General features: G+C 68.7%; 16 protein-coding genes. 14 read left to right on the top strand and 2 right to left on the bottom strand.

The genetic code is table 11. The annotated features are described in order from the left end of the window. Entirely contained in the window at positions 1 to 888 is an 888-nt protein-coding gene (locus AAW00_RS01300; protein ID WP_047002549.1) for an alpha/beta fold hydrolase, read from the top strand. 76 nt (positions 889 to 964) lie between these two features. Here AAW00_RS01300 and AAW00_RS01295 read toward each other — a convergent pair whose 3' ends face one another. Beyond that, positions 965 to 2,032: a DUF2332 domain-containing protein gene (locus AAW00_RS01295; protein WP_047002548.1), complete on the bottom strand. Its 1,068-nt coding sequence runs from the start codon at positions 2,030 to 2,032 to the stop codon at positions 965 to 967. 43 nt (positions 2,033 to 2,075) lie between these two features. On the opposite strand from AAW00_RS01295, the gene hisG reads away from it, so the two are divergent. The 12 genes from hisG to AAW00_RS01235 all read left to right on the top strand — a co-directional run bounded on the left by hisG (position 2,076) and on the right by AAW00_RS01235 (position 14,493). Continuing rightward, entirely contained in the window at positions 2,076 to 2,756 is a 681-nt protein-coding gene (gene hisG / locus AAW00_RS01290) for an ATP phosphoribosyltransferase (protein WP_047003428.1), read from the top strand. Continuing rightward, a complete protein-coding gene (gene hisD / locus AAW00_RS01285; RefSeq protein ID WP_047002547.1) occupies positions 2,757 to 4,049 on the top strand; it encodes a histidinol dehydrogenase in 1,293 nt (430 codons plus the stop codon). Beyond that, complete coding sequence (gene nusB, locus AAW00_RS01280) at positions 4,046 to 4,510, top strand: transcription antitermination factor NusB (RefSeq protein WP_047002546.1); 465 nt, start codon at positions 4,046 to 4,048, stop codon at positions 4,508 to 4,510. Before hisD ends, nusB begins: the two co-directional genes overlap by 4 nt. 134 nt (positions 4,511 to 4,644) lie before the next feature. After that, on the top strand, positions 4,645 to 5,511 hold the full coding sequence (thiL, locus tag AAW00_RS01275) for a thiamine-phosphate kinase (protein ID WP_047002545.1): 867 nt from the start codon (positions 4,645 to 4,647) through the stop codon (positions 5,509 to 5,511). 106 nt (positions 5,512 to 5,617) lie between these two features. Further along, a complete protein-coding gene (locus AAW00_RS01270; RefSeq protein WP_047002544.1) occupies positions 5,618 to 7,777 on the top strand; it encodes a sodium-translocating pyrophosphatase in 2,160 nt (719 codons plus the stop codon). 224 nt (positions 7,778 to 8,001) lie between these two features. Beyond that, the gene (locus tag AAW00_RS01265) at positions 8,002 to 9,120 is read left to right on the top strand and encodes a GNAT family N-acetyltransferase (RefSeq protein WP_241461602.1); all 1,119 of its coding nucleotides are present in this window, start codon (positions 8,002 to 8,004) and stop codon (positions 9,118 to 9,120) included. Positions 9,121 to 9,125: 5 nt separating this feature from the next. Further along, positions 9,126 to 10,001 (top strand): cupin-like domain-containing protein, encoded by an 876-nt coding sequence (locus AAW00_RS01260; RefSeq protein WP_047003426.1) that lies wholly within the window; start codon positions 9,126 to 9,128, stop codon positions 9,999 to 10,001. 60 nt (positions 10,002 to 10,061) lie between these two features. Then, complete coding sequence (locus AAW00_RS01255) at positions 10,062 to 10,949, top strand: acyl-CoA thioesterase (RefSeq protein ID WP_047002543.1); 888 nt, start codon at positions 10,062 to 10,064, stop codon at positions 10,947 to 10,949. Further along, complete coding sequence (locus tag AAW00_RS01250) at positions 10,942 to 12,501, top strand: serine hydrolase (protein WP_082124871.1); 1,560 nt, start codon at positions 10,942 to 10,944, stop codon at positions 12,499 to 12,501. The genes AAW00_RS01255 and AAW00_RS01250 overlap by 8 nt, the downstream gene beginning before the upstream one ends. Before the next feature lie 34 nt (positions 12,502 to 12,535). Next, positions 12,536 to 13,267: an EcsC family protein gene (locus tag AAW00_RS01245; protein ID WP_047002542.1), complete on the top strand. Its 732-nt coding sequence runs from the start codon at positions 12,536 to 12,538 to the stop codon at positions 13,265 to 13,267. Beyond that, positions 13,264 to 13,947: a CDGSH iron-sulfur domain-containing protein gene (locus AAW00_RS01240; RefSeq protein ID WP_047002541.1), complete on the top strand. Its 684-nt coding sequence runs from the start codon at positions 13,264 to 13,266 to the stop codon at positions 13,945 to 13,947. The genes AAW00_RS01245 and AAW00_RS01240 overlap by 4 nt, the downstream gene beginning before the upstream one ends. Before the next feature lie 3 nt (positions 13,948 to 13,950). Then, positions 13,951 to 14,493 (top strand): dihydrofolate reductase family protein, encoded by a 543-nt coding sequence (locus tag AAW00_RS01235; protein ID WP_047002540.1) that lies wholly within the window; start codon positions 13,951 to 13,953, stop codon positions 14,491 to 14,493. 3 nt (positions 14,494 to 14,496) lie between these two features. On the opposite strand, the gene uvrC is transcribed toward AAW00_RS01235, so the two are convergent. Further along, on the bottom strand, positions 14,497 to 16,455 hold the full coding sequence (uvrC, locus tag AAW00_RS01230) for an excinuclease ABC subunit UvrC (RefSeq protein WP_047002539.1): 1,959 nt from the start codon (positions 16,453 to 16,455) through the stop codon (positions 14,497 to 14,499). A gap of 165 nt (positions 16,456 to 16,620) precedes the next feature. On the opposite strand from uvrC, the gene AAW00_RS01225 reads away from it, so the two are divergent. Next, positions 16,621 to 17,799 (top strand): BaiN/RdsA family NAD(P)/FAD-dependent oxidoreductase, encoded by a 1,179-nt coding sequence (locus tag AAW00_RS01225; RefSeq protein ID WP_047002538.1) that lies wholly within the window; start codon positions 16,621 to 16,623, stop codon positions 17,797 to 17,799. Positions 17,800 to 17,823: the final 24 nt, after the last annotated feature.

Below are 17,823 nucleotides of genomic sequence, written 5' to 3'. Positions count from 1 at the left end.
GTGGAGAGCGAGCTCACCCGCGTCGCCCTGTCGACGGGGATCGAGCTCGACGTGTGGGACACGGGCCCGCGCGATGCGCCGGCGGTGGTGTTCCTGCACGGCTTTCCGGAGAACCACCGCACCTGGCGTCACCAGGTCGCGCACCTGTCGGATCGCTATCGCTGCATAGCGCCCGACCAGCGCGGCTACGGCGACAGCTCGCGGCCCGAAGGCGCACAGAACTACACGCCGACGACGCTGGTAGGCGACGTCTTCGCCCTGGCCGAGGCGCTCGGTATCGAACGCTTCACCATCGTTGGTCACGACTGGGGCGGCGCGATCGCCTGGGCGGTCGCCATGTTCGGACAGGCCGACGGCCGGGTCGAGCGCGCCATCATCGCAAATGCGCCGCATCCCGCCGTCTTCCAGCGCCTGCTCCACATCGACCCCGCCCAGCGCGCGGCGAGCCAGTACATAACCGCCTTCCGCGACCCCGCCAACGATGCGCTTGTGCGCGAGCATGGCCTCGGCGCGCTGCTGCTCAAGATCATCAAGTGGGAAGGCCGCACGGTGAATGACCCGGCGGAAAGCGCGCGGATGCTGGCGCAGTGGGCCGATCCGGACCGCGCCTTTGCCATGCTCAGCTGGTATCGCGGCAGCAGCATAGTGGTGCCGCCCATGGACGCGCCCTACGCGGAGCCGGAGCCGCTGGCTTTACCGGTGCTGACCATCCCGACGCTGGTGATCTGGGGCATGGACGACAAGGCCCTGCTGCCCGCCAATCTCGCGCTGGGCGAAAAGGTCGCAAACCTCACGCTGGCCGAAGTGCCGGACGCTGGCCACTTCGTGCCGTGGGAAGCGCCCGAGACGGTGAACGCGGCGATGGACGGGTTTCTAGAAGGGAAGTAGTTGTCAGCCCGGATTTATTCCGGGCCAGTGCTGCCTTCGTCTAGAAAGCCTTGGCCCGGAACAGGTCCGGGCTGACCTAACTCGCCATCCACTCCACCCACGCCCCGTGCGGATGCGCCTCGGCAAGCTGCACCGCCTCCTCGCCGCCCGGCCAGTAGCGCACCTTGCATTCGTGCCGGAACGTCTCGCGGTTGGTCTCGACCGCGATCCACGCAAGCGGGTGTTCGGCCGTCGCCGCTGCCCCCGCCTCCTCCATCGCCGCCGTGATCGCATCGCGCGTCGCCGTGGGAAGATATTGCCACATCACCGTGTGGAACAGCACCCGCGTCACCCCGGCCTCCTGCGGCGCGGCGAGCATATTCGCCACGAACTCGCCAGCGTCCTGCCGCGCCACTTCGGGCGGCATGCGCCCGGCCATCGCGATGGCGGCATCCATGCGCGCCGCACGCTCGGTCGCGTCGGGCCAGATGTAGGCCTTCAATTTCATCGCCTGCGCCTCGTCGGCCAGGTTTATGGGAGCGAGGTCGCAGCCGCGGATGGCTGTCACCTCGACCTCGCCCGCGGGCGGCGGCGGGCCACGCCATTCGGGCGCGATGCGGATGCTCGACAGGCTGGGGCCGACCTCCACCCTGCCGAGGTCGAAGCGGAAGCGCGGCAGCATGGTGTTGATACCCGCACTCGCGCCGATCTCGTTCAGCTCGAACCGCGGGCCGAGCCGCTGCGACAGCCACAAGAGCGCCGCCATGACGCTGGCCGAGCGGCCCGCCTCGTTGGTCTGCGGCGGGTGGTCGAGCCAGGGCAGCAGCATGTGGTCGAACCGCTCGGCGGTATCGGCCACCAGCGCATCGACCAGACCTTGGTCGCTCATCAGCCCGGCGTAAATCTCGCCCAGCCGCGGCTCCTCGCCGGTCAGGAACAGCCAGTGGAACCCGCCCGCCACGCGCAGCGGCATGGCATCCTCGAGGCTGAGGCCCTGCCAGTTCGCCATGCGCCGCCCGGTGGCGGTATCGGTTTCCAGCGCCGCCAGCAGGCCGCGGACGAGGCGCGCGGTGTTCGGCGCGCCGGCCCGCTCGCAGTGCGAAGCCTGCCACTCGATCGCCTCGGCCACGCTCGTGATGCCCGTCACGCCGGTCTGGTCCGCCATCCGCATTGCCCTTTCAGCCGTTCCTGCCTACATCGCGCCCCCGATGACCGACACCTCCCCCAGTGACAGCCACGGCCCGCTGATCTTCGCGGTGCCCAAGGGCCGCATCCTCGACGAGGCGGTGCCCCTGATGGAGCGTGCCGGGCTGGTGCCGGAAGCGGCCTTCCATGACAAGGCCGACCGCTCGCTGAGCTTCGCCGACCAGAGCGGCACCATGCGGATCTTCCGCGTGCGCGCCTTCGACGTTGCGACCTTCGTGGCCTTCGGCGCGGCGCAGGCGGGGATCGTGGGCAGCGACGTGATCGAGGAGTTCGACTATTCCGAGCTCTACGCCCCCGTCGACCTCGGCATCGGCGCCTGCCGCCTCTCGGTCGCCGAGCCGGTGGAGCCGGTGGACTACCGCTATGGCAACGCCAGCCACCTGCGCGTCGCCACCAAGTACCCGCGCATCACCAGCCGTCATTTCGAGCGGCAGGGCATCCAGGCCGAGTGCATCAAGCTGAACGGCGCGATGGAGCTCGCCCCTTCCAGCGGCCTCGCGGGCCGGATCGTCGATCTGGTCTCCACCGGGCAGACGCTGAAATCGAACGGCCTCGTCGAAAAGGACGTCATCATGCAGGTCACCAGCCGCCTCATCGTCAACCGCGCGGCGCTGAAGACCGATCCGCGTGTTGCCGCGCTGGTCGAGCGTTTCCGGGCCGCCACCGATCGAAAGGCCGCGTAGATGCGCCGCCTCACCATCACCGACGCCAATTTCGAGGCGCAGTTCGCCCGCATCGTCAACGACCGGCGCGAGAGCGACGCGGGCGTATCGCGCGACGTTGCCGACATCCTGCAAAAGGTCCGCCAGTCGGGCGACGATGCCCTGCGCGACTATACGATGCGTTTCGACAAGCACCCGCTGACCGCCGACCTGACGAGCTGGCGCATCGGCAAGGACCAGTGCAAGGCCGCCTACGATTTCCTCGACAAGCCGGTAAAGGCCGCGCTGGAAATGGCGGCCGAGCGTATCCGCGCCTACCACGCCGAACAGCTGCCTGCGGACCGCGATTACCGCGACGGCGACAATGTGCGCCTCGGCGCGCGCTGGTCGGCGGTGGAGGCGGCGGGGCTTTACGTGCCCGGCGGCCGCGCGTCCTATCCCTCGACGCTGCTGATGAATGCCATCCCGGCCAAGGTCGCGGGCGTGGAGCGGCTCGCCGTCGTGACTCCGACGCCGAAGGGCGAGATGAACGCGCTCGTGCTCGCCGCCGCGCACCTCGTCGGCGTGGACGAGATCTGGCGTGTCGGAGGGGCGCAGGCCATCGGCGCCCTCGCCTACGGCACCAAGCGGATCAAGCCGGTGGACGTCATCGTCGGGCCGGGCAACGCCTGGGTCGCGGAAGCCAAGCGCCAGCTTTACGGCGTGGTCGGCATCGACATGGTGGCGGGGCCGAGCGAGATTCTCGTCATCTCCGACAACAAGACCGATCCGGACTGGATCGCCGCCGATCTGCTAAGCCAGGCCGAGCACGACCCGGCCAGCCAGTCCATCCTCATCACCGACGATGCCGGGTTCGCGAGCGAGGTGGAGGATGCCATCGACCTGCTCGGCGCGCGCATCGCCACGCGCCGCACCGCGCACGAGAGCTGGGAGAAGCACGGCGTGATCGTGATCGTCGACGACCTCGCCGAGCAGGCCCCGCCGCTCGCCAACCGCCTCGCCGCCGAGCACGTGGAACTCGCAGTGGACGACCCGGAGAGTTACTTTGCGAAGATCAGACACGCTGGCAGCGTCTTCCTCGGGCGGCACACGCCCGAGGCCGTGGGCGATTACGTCGCCGGGCCCAACCACGTGCTGCCCACGGGGCGGCGCGCGCGCTTTGCCAGCGGATTGTCGGTGCTCGATTTCATGAAGCGCACCAGTTTCATTTCGCTCGATGCCGAGGCGCTGAAGGCCATCGGCCCCGCCGCCGTGGCGCTCGCCGAGATCGAGGGCCTGCCCGCCCACGCCGCCAGCGTGCAGGTGCGGCTGTGAGCGCGTCGCCGAACAACCCGCAGCGCAGCAAGGCCCGCTCAGCCGCGCGCCTCGCCGCGGTGCAGGCGCTCTACCAGCGGCAGATGGAGAAGACCGCCCTCGCCCGCCTGCTCGACGAGTTCCATCAGCACCGCCTGGGGCAGGAAATCGAGGACGAGCAGTATGCCGAGGCCGAGGTAGATTTCTTTGACGATGTCGTTTCGGGCGTAATCGCGCGGCAGGAGGAGATCGACGGCCTGCTGACGGCCAAGCTGGCGCAGGGCTGGACACTCGCCCGGCTCGACAAGACCATGCTGCAGATCCTGCGCGCGGGCGCCTACGAGCTGATCGCCCGCGCCGACGTGCCGGTGGGCACCGCCATCAGCGAATACGTCGACGTCGCCCACGCCTTCTTCGACGAGCGCGAGGCGAAGTTCGTCAACGGCGTGCTCGATGCCGTGGCGAAGGACGTGCGGGGCTGAATGGTCCGGGCGGGCTGCACCAATCCCGCTCACCCTGAGCTTGTCGAAGGGTTGCCCTTCTTTTCGCTCTCGTCGCGGAAGCAAAGACGATCCTTCGACAAGCTCAGGATGAGCGGTTTTGGGTTTCCGGGCGCATGAATGAAACCGACTTCATCGCCGCCCTGCGCGCCTTGCCGCTGCACCCCGGGGCGCGCGGCCTCAAAGACGATGCCGCGGTTCTGGACATAGGCTCCGAAATCCTCGTCCTGACACACGACGTGCTGGTCGAAGGCCGCCATTACCTGCCCTCGCAGGACATGGCCGACGTCGCCTGGAAACTCGTCGCCACCAACCTCTCCGACCTCGCGGCCAAGGGCGCGCGGCCGCTGGGCGTGCTGCTTGGCCACATGCTGGGCGGCGACGATGCGCGCTTTCTCGCAGGGCTCGACGAGGTGCTGAGCCATTACGGCGTCACTCTGCTCGGCGGCGACACCGTGGCGGGCGACGCGCCGCGCAGCTTCGGGCTTACCGCCATCGGCGCGGCAACACACACGCCCGTGCCCTCGCGCGCAGGAGCCCAGCCGGGCGACGCCCTGTGGGTCACCGGCACCATCGGCGCGGCGCTGCTGGGGTTCGAGGCGCTGCGATCGGGCACCGGCGATCCCGCCGCCTATACGCGCCCGCTCGCTCGCCTGCCCGAAGGCGAGACGCTTGCCCCCCACGTCAGCGCGATGATGGACGTGTCGGACGGCCTGCTGCTCGACGCTTTCCGCATGGCGGAGGCGAGCGGTGTCAGCCTTGCCATCGACAGCGCGGCCGTTCCCGTTGGCGAGAAAGCACGGTCCATGGATTGCCTCACCTGGGGCGACGATTACGAACTGCTGTTCACCCTGCCCGCCGAAACGCCCTGCCCCGTTGCCGCGACCCTCATCGGTGCGGTCGAGCCCCGCGGCTTCGCTCCGCTGTTCGTGGACGGGGAAGCGGTGGCGAACCCGCAGGGCCTCGGCTACGTCCACCGCTAAACCGCCCTTTCCCCTTGTGTCGCGCGACCCGATTGAATAGCCCTTGCCGCTGGCGAACCCGGGGCAACCGGGTCGTTTTCATTTCAGGGAAGGGACATAGAGGGACATGAACCTCGTACTCATCGCAATAGCCCTGGGGGCGCTGGCCGTGGTCTACGGCTTCGTCACCAGCCGCCAGGTGCTCGGCAGCTCGGCCGGTAACGAGAAGATGCAGGAAATCGCCGGCGCCATCCAGGAAGGCGCCAAGGCCTACCTCAACCGCCAGTATTCCACCATCGGCATGGTCGGCGTGGTCGTGGCGGTGATCGTTGGCGTGTTCCTCGGCCCGGTATCGGCCGTGGGCTTCCTCATCGGCGCGATCCTTTCGGGCGTGGCCGGATATATCGGCATGAACATCTCGGTGCGCTCGAACGTGCGCACGGCCGCCGCGGCGCAGACCGGGCTGCAGCAGGGCCTCACCCTCGCCTTCCGCGCCGGTGCCATCACCGGCATGCTGGTCGCTGGTCTGGCGCTGCTCGCCATCGCGGTGTTCTTCTACGTCCTGATCGGCCCCATGGGCGAAGACCCCGCCAGCCGCGAGGTGATCGACGCGCTGGTGGCGCTGGCCTTCGGCGCCTCGCTCATCTCCATCTTCGCGCGCCTTGGCGGCGGCATCTTCACCAAGGCCGCCGACGTAGGCGCCGACCTCGTCGGCAAGGTCGAGGCCGGTATTCCGGAGGATGACCCGCGCAACCCCGCCGTCATCGCCGACAACGTGGGCGACAACGTGGGCGACTGCGCCGGCATGGCCGCCGACCTGTTCGAAACCTACGTCGTCACGGTGGGCGCGACCATGGTGCTCACCGCCCTGCTGCTGACCGGCGCGGGCGACCTGCTGTTGCCGCTGATGGCGCTGCCGCTGCTGATCGGCGGGGCGTGCATCGTCACCTCGATCATCGGCACCTACTTCGTGCGCCTGGGCGGCGGGACCAACGTGATGGGGGCCATGTACAAGGGCTTCCTCGTCACCGCCGTGCTTTCCGTGCCGCTGATCTGGTTCGTGATGACCTTCGCCCTCGGCGACCTTTCCGCCACCATCGGCGGGCCGGAGAACCTCGGCAACGTCGATCCCGGCGCGCCGTTGGCGGAAGAGGGCACCTCGGCCATCGCCCCGTTCACCGGCTGGGCGCTGTTCGGCTGTGCGGTCATCGGCCTGCTGCTGACCGGCATCATCATCTGGATCACCGAGTACTACACCGGCACGGGCTTCCGCCCGGTCCGCTCGATCGCTAAGGCCTCGGAAACGGGCCACGGCACCAACGTGATCCAGGGCCTCGCCATCAGCCTCGAATCGACCGCGCTTCCGACGCTGGCGATCGTTGCGGCGATCATCGGCACATACCAGCTCGCCGGACTGATGGGGATCGCCTATGCCGCCACCTCGATGCTGGCGCTGGCGGGCATGGTCGTGGCGCTCGACGCATACGGTCCCGTCACCGACAACGCCGGCGGCATCGCCGAGATGGCGGGCCTCGATGACAGCGTGCGCGAGAAGACCGACCTGCTCGACGCGGTGGGCAACACCACCAAGGCGGTGACGAAGGGCTATGCCATCGGCTCGGCCGGCCTCGCCGCGCTGGTGCTGTTCGCCGCCTACACCACAGATCTTGCCGAGTTCTTCCCGAACGCGGACGTCGATTTCAGCCTGGAGAACCCCTACGTCATCGTGGGCCTCCTGCTGGGTGCACTGCTGCCCTACCTGTTCGGCGCCATGGGCATGACCGCCGTGGGCCGCGCGGCGGGCGACGTGGTCAAGGACGTGCGCGCGCAGTTCAAGGAAAAGCCGGGCATCATGGATTATTCCGAGAAGCCCGACTACGCGCGCACCGTCGACCTCGTCACCAAGGCCGCCATAAGGGAGATGATCGTCCCCTCGATGCTGCCGGTGCTGGCGCCGGTCGTCGTCTACTTCGCGATCTTCCTGATCGCCGGGCAGGAGAACGCCTTTGCCGCGCTCGGCGCGCTGCTGCTGGGCGTGATCGTGGGTGGCCTGTTCGTGGCGCTCTCCATGACCGCTGGCGGCGGCGCATGGGACAACGCCAAGAAGTACATCGAGGACGGCAACCACGGCGGCAAGGGCTCCGAGGCGCACAAAGCCGCGGTGACCGGCGATACCGTGGGCGATCCCTACAAGGATACCGCGGGCCCGGCCGTCAATCCGATGATCAAGATCACCAACATCGTCGCCCTGCTGCTGCTGGCGGCGCTGGCGGGCGGTGCCGGCTGACCCGTCGCCGATCCTGTCGGATGACCATGAAACCCTGTCCGGAGCGATCCGGGCAGGGTTTCGTTTACCACCTTTCTTGACCCTTTCTTGGCCGCGCACATCCTAGGCGCAGGAGGCCGGCATACAGGTCCGGCGAACCGGGGGGTTAAGAGCGTTTCTTGGGCCAGTCCGCGCCATTCGATGCCGTATCCGCCACCGCCATTCCCGCGGCCGGACGCGTTCGGGTGAGCGCGCCGCAACCGCGCGCCCGGGTCCGCGACTGGCACCGGCTCGACCGGCCCGACATGGTCGCAAGCTGGGATGCGCTGGCTCGCTGGGCGAGTGAGCCCAATCCCTTCTACGAAAGCTGGTACCTGCTCGCCTCGCTGCACGCCCTCGATCCGCGCGGCAAGGTGCGCCTGTTCACGCTGGAGGTCGACGGCCAGCTGGCAGGGCTCCTGCCGTTGCGGCGCGCGACGAGCTACTACGGCCACCCCCTTCCCCACTGGCGCGGGTGGGCCCACGCCAACTGCTTCCTCGGCGCGCCGCTGGTGGCCCGCGGGTTCGAGCGATTGTTCTGGCACGAACTGCTCGCCTGGGCCGACCGCCACGCGGGGCTGGCGCCGTTTCTGCACCTCGCCTGCGTGCCCGCACGCGGTCCGCTGCACGACGCGCTGGTCGATGAACTCGCCGCCACGGGCCGCGCCGCCGCGACGGTGCGGCTGGAGGAGCGCGCCATGCTGTCCGGCAACCTTGACGCGGAAAGCTATCTCGAAGCCTCGCTCTCGACTAAGAAGCGCAAGGAACTGCGCCGCCAGCACCGCCGCCTTGCCGAGGAAGGCGAACTGACCAGCGAGCATCGGCAGGACAGCGACGGCCTCGGCGAATGGATTGCCGATTTCCTCGCGCTGGAAAAATCCGGCTGGAAGGGCCGCCAAGGCTCGGCGCTGGGCTGCGATCCGGCTACCGCGGCGCTGTTCGAGCAGGCGCTGCACGGCGCCGCGCGGCAGGGGCGACTGGACCGGCTGGCGCTGCGTCTCGACGGCAGGCCCATCGCCATGCTCGCCAGCTTCGTGGCCTTGCCCGGCGCGTTTTCGTTCAAGACCGCCTACGACGAGAGCCTGTCGCGCTTCTCCCCGGGCGTGCTAATGCAGCTCGAGGCGCTGACCCGGCGCGATCCGCGCGAGGTCCGCTGGATCGACAGCTGCGCGGCACAGGACCATCCGATGATCGACCACCTCTGGCGCGAGCGCCGCCCCGTCGCCAGCCTCTCGCTCGGCATCGGCGGGCCGCTGCACCGCGCCGCCTTTGCCGCCATCGCCCGCCGCGAGACCGGCAGGCCGCCCACGGGACTTTCCGCATGAATTCGATGAGCAAGAACCTTCGCGGCCGAGCCCTCGGGGCCAGACGCGCCTTTCCGGAGCGTTCGCGCAGCTTCTTTTCCTCCTCCTATCCGGAAGGGACGCACAAGCTCGAGCACAACCTCGTCGGCCACCCGCTACTCGAGCTCGACGCGCTGGCCCTGCTGGGCGAGGCGCTGCCGCCCGAGAGCGTCGAATACAACCGGGGCGACCTGCCCATCGGCGTCGACGGCAAGCCCGAAGGCAACGGCCTGACCATCGGCGAGACTATCCGCAACATCGCCACCTCCAACAGCTGGGCGGTGCTCAAAAACATCGAACAGAACCGGCCGTTCGAGGGCCTGCTGCACGAACTGATAGGTGAACTGGCACCGATAATCGAGGCGCGCACCGGGAAGATCCTACGCCCGCAGGGTTTCATCTTCATCTCCAGCCCCGACGCGGTGACGCCCTATCACTTCGACCCGGAGCACAACATCCTGCTGCAACTGCGCGGCCACAAGGTGATGACAGTGTTCCCGCCCGGCGACCCGCGTTTCGCCCCCGATGCCGTGCACGAGACCTATCACACCGGCGGCGGGCGCGAGCTGACGTGGGACGAGGCCTTCATGCGGCATGGCGTCCGCTTCACGCTCTATCCGACGGACGCGATCTACGTCCCCGTCATGGCGCCGCATTTCGTGCAGAACGGCAAGGAGGTGTCGGTTTCGCTGTCCATCACCTGGCGCAGCGAATGGAGCTTCGCCGAGGCGGACGCGCGCGCCTTCAACAAGGTGCTACGACGCTGGGGCCTGCAGCCGAAGCCGCCACAACGCTGGCCCGCGAGCAACCAGGCCAAGGCGATGGCGATGCGGGTGGTGCGCCGCCTGTCCGGCAAGGGCTGACAGGCTCCTCCCGACGGCCTGCCTTGACCGCGGGCAGCGCGGCGCGCAATGGCGGGAACGATGGAATCTCCCACCAAACCGACCCCCGAACGCGTCCTCGCCGACCTCGTCTTCCTCCTCGAACTGGAGGACAAGGGCGGCGACCAGTTCGTCGGCCGCCGGCGCGAGGACGGGACCGGCCGCGTGTTCGGCGGACAGGCCATCGCGCAGGCGCTGGGCGCGGCGAGCCGCACGGTCGATCCGGCGCGCGCGGTGCACTCGCTGCACGCCTATTTCCTGCGCCCCGGCAGCGATGCCCTGCCCATCGAATTCCGGGTGAAGCGCGACCTCGACGGGCGCAGTTTCTCCAACCGCCGGGTGGTGGCGAGCCAGCAGGGCAAGCCGATCCTGAACTTCGTCGCCAGTTTCCAGGAGCCCGCGGAGGGCCCGGGCCACCAGCACCCTGCCATGCCCGACGTGCCGTCGCCCGAGGACCTGCCTGCCGATGCCGACATCCGCCGCGGCGTGGCCGAGGTCATCCCCGACAGCCCGATCAAGAACCTGCTGCTGCGTCCCTTCCCGGTCGATTTCCGCAGCGTCGAGCCGCGCGACTGGCTCGACCCGCAAAAGCGCCCGCCGGTCTCGCACGTCTGGTTCAAGACCGTCGCCCCGCTGCCCGCTTCTCCCGCCGTGCATCGCAGCGTGCTGGCCTACGTCTCCGATTTTCAGATCCTCGCCACCGCGCTCCAGCCGCACGGCAAGAGCATCCACCGCGGCGAGGTGAAAGCCGCCAGCATCGACCACGCCATCTGGTTTCACGAGGATTTCCACGTCGACGAGTGGCTGCTGTTCGCCACCGAAAGCCCGTGGTCGGGCGCGGCGCGCGGGTTTGCGCGCGGACAGGTGTTCACCCGCGACGGCCGGCTCGTCGCCAGCGTCTCGCAGGAAGGAATGTTGCGTCATGTCTAGAGCTTTGCTGCTGCCTCTGGCCCTGCTCGCCCTGCCGCTGCCCGCAGCCGCGCACGACGATCCGGCGATCGACTACGACGAGGCGCTCGCCCGCACCGTCGCCGCCTACGACAGCACCGGCATGGTCGGCGCCGTCATGGTCGATGGCGAGGTGGTGTGGACCGGCGTTGCAGGTCTCGCCGAGGAAGGCACGACCCGGCTCGTCACCGAGGACATGCTCTGGCCCATCGCCAGCATCTCCAAGGCCTTCACCACCGCCTCGCTCGCCATCCTCGTCGACCGCGGCGAGGTGGAATGGGACGCGCCGGTACGCACCTACATTCCCGAATTCGCCATGTGGGACCTTTGGGTCAGCGAGCACTTCACCGTGCGCGACCTGCTCACTCATCGCTCCGGCCTGCCGCTGGGCGCTGGCGACCTGCTGATCTGGCCGGACGGCGACGCCTCCCCCGCCGACGTCATCGCCGCGCTGCCGCACCTGCGCCCCAGCACCGGCTTTCGCGACGGCTACGCCTACGACAACCTCATGTACGTGGTGGCCGGCGAGATCGTGACGCGCGTTTCCGGCAAGGACTGGGCGACATTCGTCACGCAGGAACTGTTCCAGCCCATCGGCATGGATGACGACTGCGCGGCGCAGCAGGACCGCATCCCGTCGGGCACCCCCGTGGTCACCGGGCACGAGCGCGCGGCGGGCGCCGAGGCAGGCGTGCCCATCGACCCGCGGCTCGCCTTTTCGGAGACCTGGTCGGCGGCCGGCGGCATCTGGTGTAACGCCGACGGCATGATGGAATGGGGCAAGTTCTGGCTCGACGGCGCGGTGACGGCCGGCGGCACCCGCCTCATCAGCGAGGCGCAGGCGCGCGAATTGTGGACCGGCGTCACCCCGCAGGCCGTAGGCGGCGCGCTGCGCACCAACGGTTCCTCGCACCTCGGCATGTATGCGCTCGGCTGGGCGCTGCGCGATTTCGAAGGGCACCTGCACGTCAGCCACGGCGGCGGCGCGCCGGGTGTGGTGAGCAACTTCACGCTGATCCCCGAGCACGGGATCGCCATCTTCTCCGCCACCAACGACTATCGCGGCGCGGCCTCCACCTTCAACTACCACGTCGCCAACGCCCTCGTCGGCGACAGCGCGCAGGACTACATCGGCCAGTTCGGCGCTGCCTTTGCAGCCGCGGAAGCTGCCGGGACCGAAGCCATCGGCGCCGTTGCCGCGCGCCCGGAGACGGTCGAACCGCTCAGTCTGCCGCTCGATGCCTATGTCGGCACCTACCGCGATCCGTGGTACGGCGACGTCGTCGTCACCCGCACCGCCGACGGGCTCTACCTCGACATGGGCCGCAGCGAGGTGCTCGACACCACGCTCGGCCACTATTCGGGCGACCGCTTCACCGCTTTCTGGCCCGACAGCTCGCTGAAAGCCGATGCCTATGTCGACTTCGTGGTCGAGAACGGCACGGTCACGGGGATGCGGATGCAGGCGATCAGCGACCTCACCGACTTCTCCTACGACTTCCACGACCTGCAACTGACGCGCGTCGCCGACTAGGAACCAGCCGCCCGCGCGCCGCGTTCGGCAGGGCATGGACTTCGAAAAGCAGCAGGCGGACTACCGCCGGAGCAAGCCCTCGTGGCTGGGCCGCGGGATCGAGCGGCTGACCAACCCCTTCGGCAAGGCCATCGCCTCAGTCGTGCCCAAGGGCGTCGTCGAGGCCGTGCTGAAGGGCGTGGACGCCGCCGTGGGCGCGCCGCAGCTCGTCAGGTTCAGCCACCACCCGCATGACATTGCCGCCGCCCGCGCCGCCTCGAAGAAGGTGTCGAAGGCGGCGCGCGGCATCAGCGCCACCACCGGCATGGCGGCGGGTTTCGGCGGCCTTGTCACCATGAGCCTCGACATTCCCGCCACCATCGCCATTGCGCTGCGCACGATCCGCGACACCGGCCGCGCCTACGGCTACGCGGGCGACGGACCGCTGGAAAAGCTGTTCCGGCTGCAAATCCTCGAGCTGTCCGCCATCGACGATGTCGACATTCGTCGCGAGCGCATCGCCGCGCTGGAGGCCGCCATCGGGCCGGACGGCGAGCTGGTCGAGAATGCGCACGATTCCATCGTCCCCGCCGTCGACCAGGCGGTGGAGCGCGTCAGCCGCGCCATCGCCTTTGCCAGCTTCCGCAGCCGGGCGGGCATGATCGTGCCGGTCGTCGGCAGCGCCGTGGGCGGCGTGGTCAACGCCAGCTTCCAGGGCGACGTGGGCGAGGCCGCGCGCTTCGCCTTCCAGGAACGGCGTTTGCGCGCGCAGGGTACCAGAGCATGAGCGACGAACGCCGCATCACCGTCACCGAGGACGGCCCCTACGAGGTCAAGGGCGGCGTGCCGCTCGTCGAGCAAAGCATCGCCGTCAACGAGGCGGGCGAGAGCAAGGACTGGCTGAAGACCGGCGACCACGCGGACAAGACCACCTATTACCTCTGCCGCTGCGGCAAGAGCGGCAACAAGCCCTTCTGCGACAACAGTCACAAGCAGGGCTTCGACGGCACCGAGGTCGCGGACCGCGCGCCCTACGCCGAGCAGGCCAAGCGCATCGATGGGCCGCGCTATACGCTGATGGACCAGGAAGACCTCTGCGCCCTCGCCCGCTTCTGCGACACCTACGACACCGCGTGGAAGGAGGTAAAGCAGTCGGACGACCCCGAACACGCCGCCATCCTGCTCGACCAGGTGAAGAACTGCGTCTCCGGCCGCCTCGTGGTGATAGACAACGAAACCGGCGAGCCCGTCCTCGCCAAGCGCGAACAATGGATCTCGACCACGCAGGACCCGGCGGAAGACTGCTCCGGCCCGCTCTACGTCGAGGGCGGTATCCGCGTCGTCTCGGCCCACGGCAAGGATTACGAGCGGCGCAACCGCATGGCCCTGTGCCGCTGCGGGCAGAGCGGCAACAAGCCCTTCTGCGACGGCACCCACGTCAAGATCGGCTGGTCAGACAGGGAATAGGCCGTGCCCGTCACCGCTCAGCTCAACACCACGCCGGACGGCTTCTGCCGCCACGATGCCGTGGTGGCGGACGACGAGTTCATGCACTTCGCCGCCGACCTGATCGACGCGCACGACCGCGTGGTGCTGGGCCGCACGACCTACGATCTGTTCGTCGCCCATTGGCCCGCCGCGGCGCGCGACTCCTCGCTGTCCGAGGCCGAACAGCGGCTCGGCCGTGCCATCGACCAAACCCCGCGCACGATCGTGTCGCACGGCATGATTGGGAGCGACTGGCAAGGCACCGAGATACTTGACGCCCTCAATGCCGACAGCGCCGCGGAGCTGGCGGAACGCGGCAAGGCGCTTATTCTAGGCAGTCCCTCGATCATCGCCCAGTTCGCTGACTGGGGCCTGCTCGACGAGCTGCGCCTGACCGTTCACCCCGTCATGGGCGAGCATGGTGTGCGCCCTTTCGAGCGGGGTCAGCCGCAGGGGCTGATCGCGGCAGGCGAGCATCGTTTGGCCTCGGGCGTCACCGATTTCCGCTTCATTCGCGACGGCTGAGGCTCACCCGCCAGCGTGGTAGAAGTCGTATACCTTCTGCGCCACGCTCTCGCTGACGCCCGGCACGCGCTTCAGGTCCTCGAGCGCGGCGGCGCGGACCTTGCTTGCGGTGCCGAAATGCAGGAGCAGCGCGCGCTTTCTCGCCGGGCCGATGCCCGGGATCTCGTCCAGCGGTGAGGCGGTGATGGCGCGGCTGCGCTTGGCGCGGTGGGCGCCGATAGCGAAGCGGTGGACCTCGTCGCGTAGACGCTGGAGGTAGAACAGCACGGGGCTGTTGACCGGCAGCGTCTTCTCCCGCCCGTCGGGGAAGTGGAACACCTCGCGCCCCTCGCGCCCGTGATGCGGGCCCTTGGCGATGGCGATCAGCGGCACGTCCTCGATGCCAAGCTCCTCCAGCGTGTCGCGCACGCTCGACATCTGTCCCTTGCCGCCGTCGATCAGCACCAGGTCCGGCCAGACGCCCGCCTTCTCGCGGTCCGGGTCCTCGTTCATGGCCCGGGTAAAGCGGCGGCTCATCACCTCGCGCATCATGCCGAAATCGTCATTGGTCTGCGCGGACTTGATATTGAACTTGCGGTACTGGTTCTTGATGTAGCCCTCGGGCCCCGCGACCACCATGGCGCCCAGTGCCTTGTCGCCCTGGATGTGGCTGTTGTCGTAGATTTCGATGCGCTGCGGCACCTCCGCCAGTTCGAGGAAGTCGGCCATCTCGCGCATGATCTTCGCCTGCGTGCCGCTCTCCGCCAGCCGCCGGTCGAGCGCCTCCACCGCGTTGCGCTTGGCCTGCTCCATCAGCCTACGCCGCTCGCCGCGCTGCGGGGTGGAAATGACGACGCGCCGCTCGGCCAGCTGGCAGAAGGCTTCCTCGAGCAACTCCTGCTCGGGCAATTCGCGGTCGACGAGGATGTGGCGCGGGGGCGGCACTTCCTCGTAGAATTGCAGCAGCACGTCGGCCAGCACCTCGGCCTCGTCCAGCTCGCCGGTGTTCTTGGGGAAGAAGGCGCGGTGGCCCCAGTTCTGCCCGCCGCGCACGAAGAACCCCTGCACGGCGATCTGCCCGCCCTTGGCGTGGAGCGCGAAGACGTCGGCATCGCCCACTCCGTCGGCATTCACCGCCTGGCTGCCCTGGATGAAGGTCGCCGCGCGCAGCCGGTCGCGCAGCAAGGCAGCGGTCTCGAAATCGAGATTTGCGGCGGCCTCGGCCATCTGGCTCTCGATCCGCGCCTGCACCGCACCCGACTTGCCGCCGAGGAAGTCCTTCGCCTCGCGGATCAGCGCGTCGTAGCCGGCCTTGTCGATGCGGCCGACGCAGGGGGCGGAGCAGCGCTTGATCTGATAGAGCAGGCACGGCCGGTCGCGGCGGGCGAAGAAGCTGTCGGTGCAGCTCCTGAGCAGGAACAGCTTTTGCAGCGCGTTGATTGTGGTGTTGACCGACCCCGCACTTGCGAATGGGCCGTAGTAGCTTCCCTTGGCACGCCGCGCCCCGCGATGCTTCTGGATGCGCGGGTAGTCGTGCCCTTCGCGCAGGAGGATGAAGGGGAAGCTCTTATCGTCGCGCAGCAGCACGTTGTAAGGCGGGCGAAAGCGCTTGATGAACTGCGCTTCCAGCAGCAGCGCCTCGGCCTCGGAGTTGGTGGTGACGATCTCCATGCTGCGGCACTGGCTGACCATCCGCTTCAGCCGGTTGGAGAGCGCCTTGACCTGCGTGTAGTTCGCCACCCGCGCTTTCAGGCTGCGCGCCTTGCCGACGTAGAGCACGTCGCCGCGCGCATCGAGCATGCGGTAGACGCCGGGCTTGGGCTTCAGAGTGCGGACGGTCTCGCGGATGGCCTTTACGCCCGTCTCGAGATCGGGCTGCGCGCCTTTGTCGCCGCCGCCCTTGACGGTGTAGGCGGCGCGCTCCTCGTTGAAGCGTTCCTTGCCCCTTGGGTCGGGCGGGGATCCTGCTTCGGCGCGGCTCATGGCGCACGAGATAGGATTCGGGCGGGCCGTTGCCAAGCGAGGCCAAAGACTTGCCCACCCCGCTGCGACTAACCTCGCCTTCGGCTTGGCAAGTCTCGCTCCCCTCCCGCTTGCGGGAGGGGCCGGGGGTGGGCAATCGCCACACCAGCGACTAGGCGCAAGACCATGCGCGAATACGATGCCATCATCCTCGGCGGAGGGGCCGCGGGCCTGTTCTGCGCCGCCATCGCCGGCCAGCGCGGGCGGCGCGTTCTGGTGCTCGAGCGGGCCGAGAAAGTCGGCAAGAAGATCCTCATCTCCGGCGGCGGGCGGTGCAATTTCACCAACCTCGGCGCCGGCCCGGCGAACTACCTCAGCGCCAACCCGCATTTCGCCAAGAGCGCGCTCGCCCGTTACACATCCGCCGACTTCATCGCGCTGGTCGATAAGCACGGCATCGCCTGGCACGAGAAGACGCTGGGCCAGCTGTTCTGCGACGGCAGTGCGCGACAGATCGTCGACATGCTGCTGGCCGAATGCGCGGCGGGCCCGGGCGAGGTCGTCACCAGGTGCCGCGAGGAGGTGAGCGAGGTCGCCCATGACGGCGCGGCTTTCACCGTGGCCACCCAGCACGACCGCTTCACCGCGCCGCAGCTCGTCATCGCCACCGGCGGGCCCAGCATCCCGAAGATGGGCGCGAGCGATTTTGCCTACACCCTCGCCCGCCAGTTCGGCCTCAAGGTGGTCGAGCCGCGCCCCGCGCTCGTTCCGCTGACGCTGGGCGGCGAGGAGGTGCTGTTCCGGGAACTCGCGGGGGTGGCGGCGGAGGTAGAGGCGCGTGCTGGCAAGGCCACCTTCCGCGAGGCCGCCCTCTTCACCCACCGCGGCATGAGCGGGCCGGCGATCCTGCAGGCCTCCAGCTACTGGCGTCCGGGGGAACCGGTGACGATCCGCTTCCTGCCTGACCTCCAGCCGGGTTGGCTGCTGGACCTCAAGCGCAGCGCACCCGGACAGCATCTAAGGACCGTCCTGCGCGGCGAGCTGCCCGACCGGCTGGCCGACGTGCTCGCCGAGCAACTCGGCTGCGCGGGCGATCTCGGCAATGTGCCCGACAAGGCCCTGCGCGCGGCGGAGGAGCGGCTGCGCGGCTGGACCTTTCACCCCAACGGCACGGAGGGTTTCGCCAAGGCCGAGGTGACCGTGGGCGGCATCGCCACCGGCGAACTCAGCTCGCAGACGATGGAGGCCAGAAAGATGCCCGGCCTCTATGCCATCGGCGAGGCGGTGGATGTGACCGGCTGGCTGGGCGGCTACAACTTCCAGTGGGCCTGGGCGAGCGGCCATGCTGCCGGTATGGCGCTGTAGCCAACCACGTGACGGACCGCAGGC

Origin of the sequence: Aurantiacibacter luteus, from assembly GCF_001010945.1 — a bacterium.
GTDB classification, from domain to species: domain Bacteria; phylum Pseudomonadota; class Alphaproteobacteria; order Sphingomonadales; family Sphingomonadaceae; genus Alteraurantiacibacter; species Alteraurantiacibacter luteus.
The sequence above is the reverse complement of the archived record's forward strand: the minus strand, read 5'-3'. Positions and strand labels throughout refer to the sequence as shown.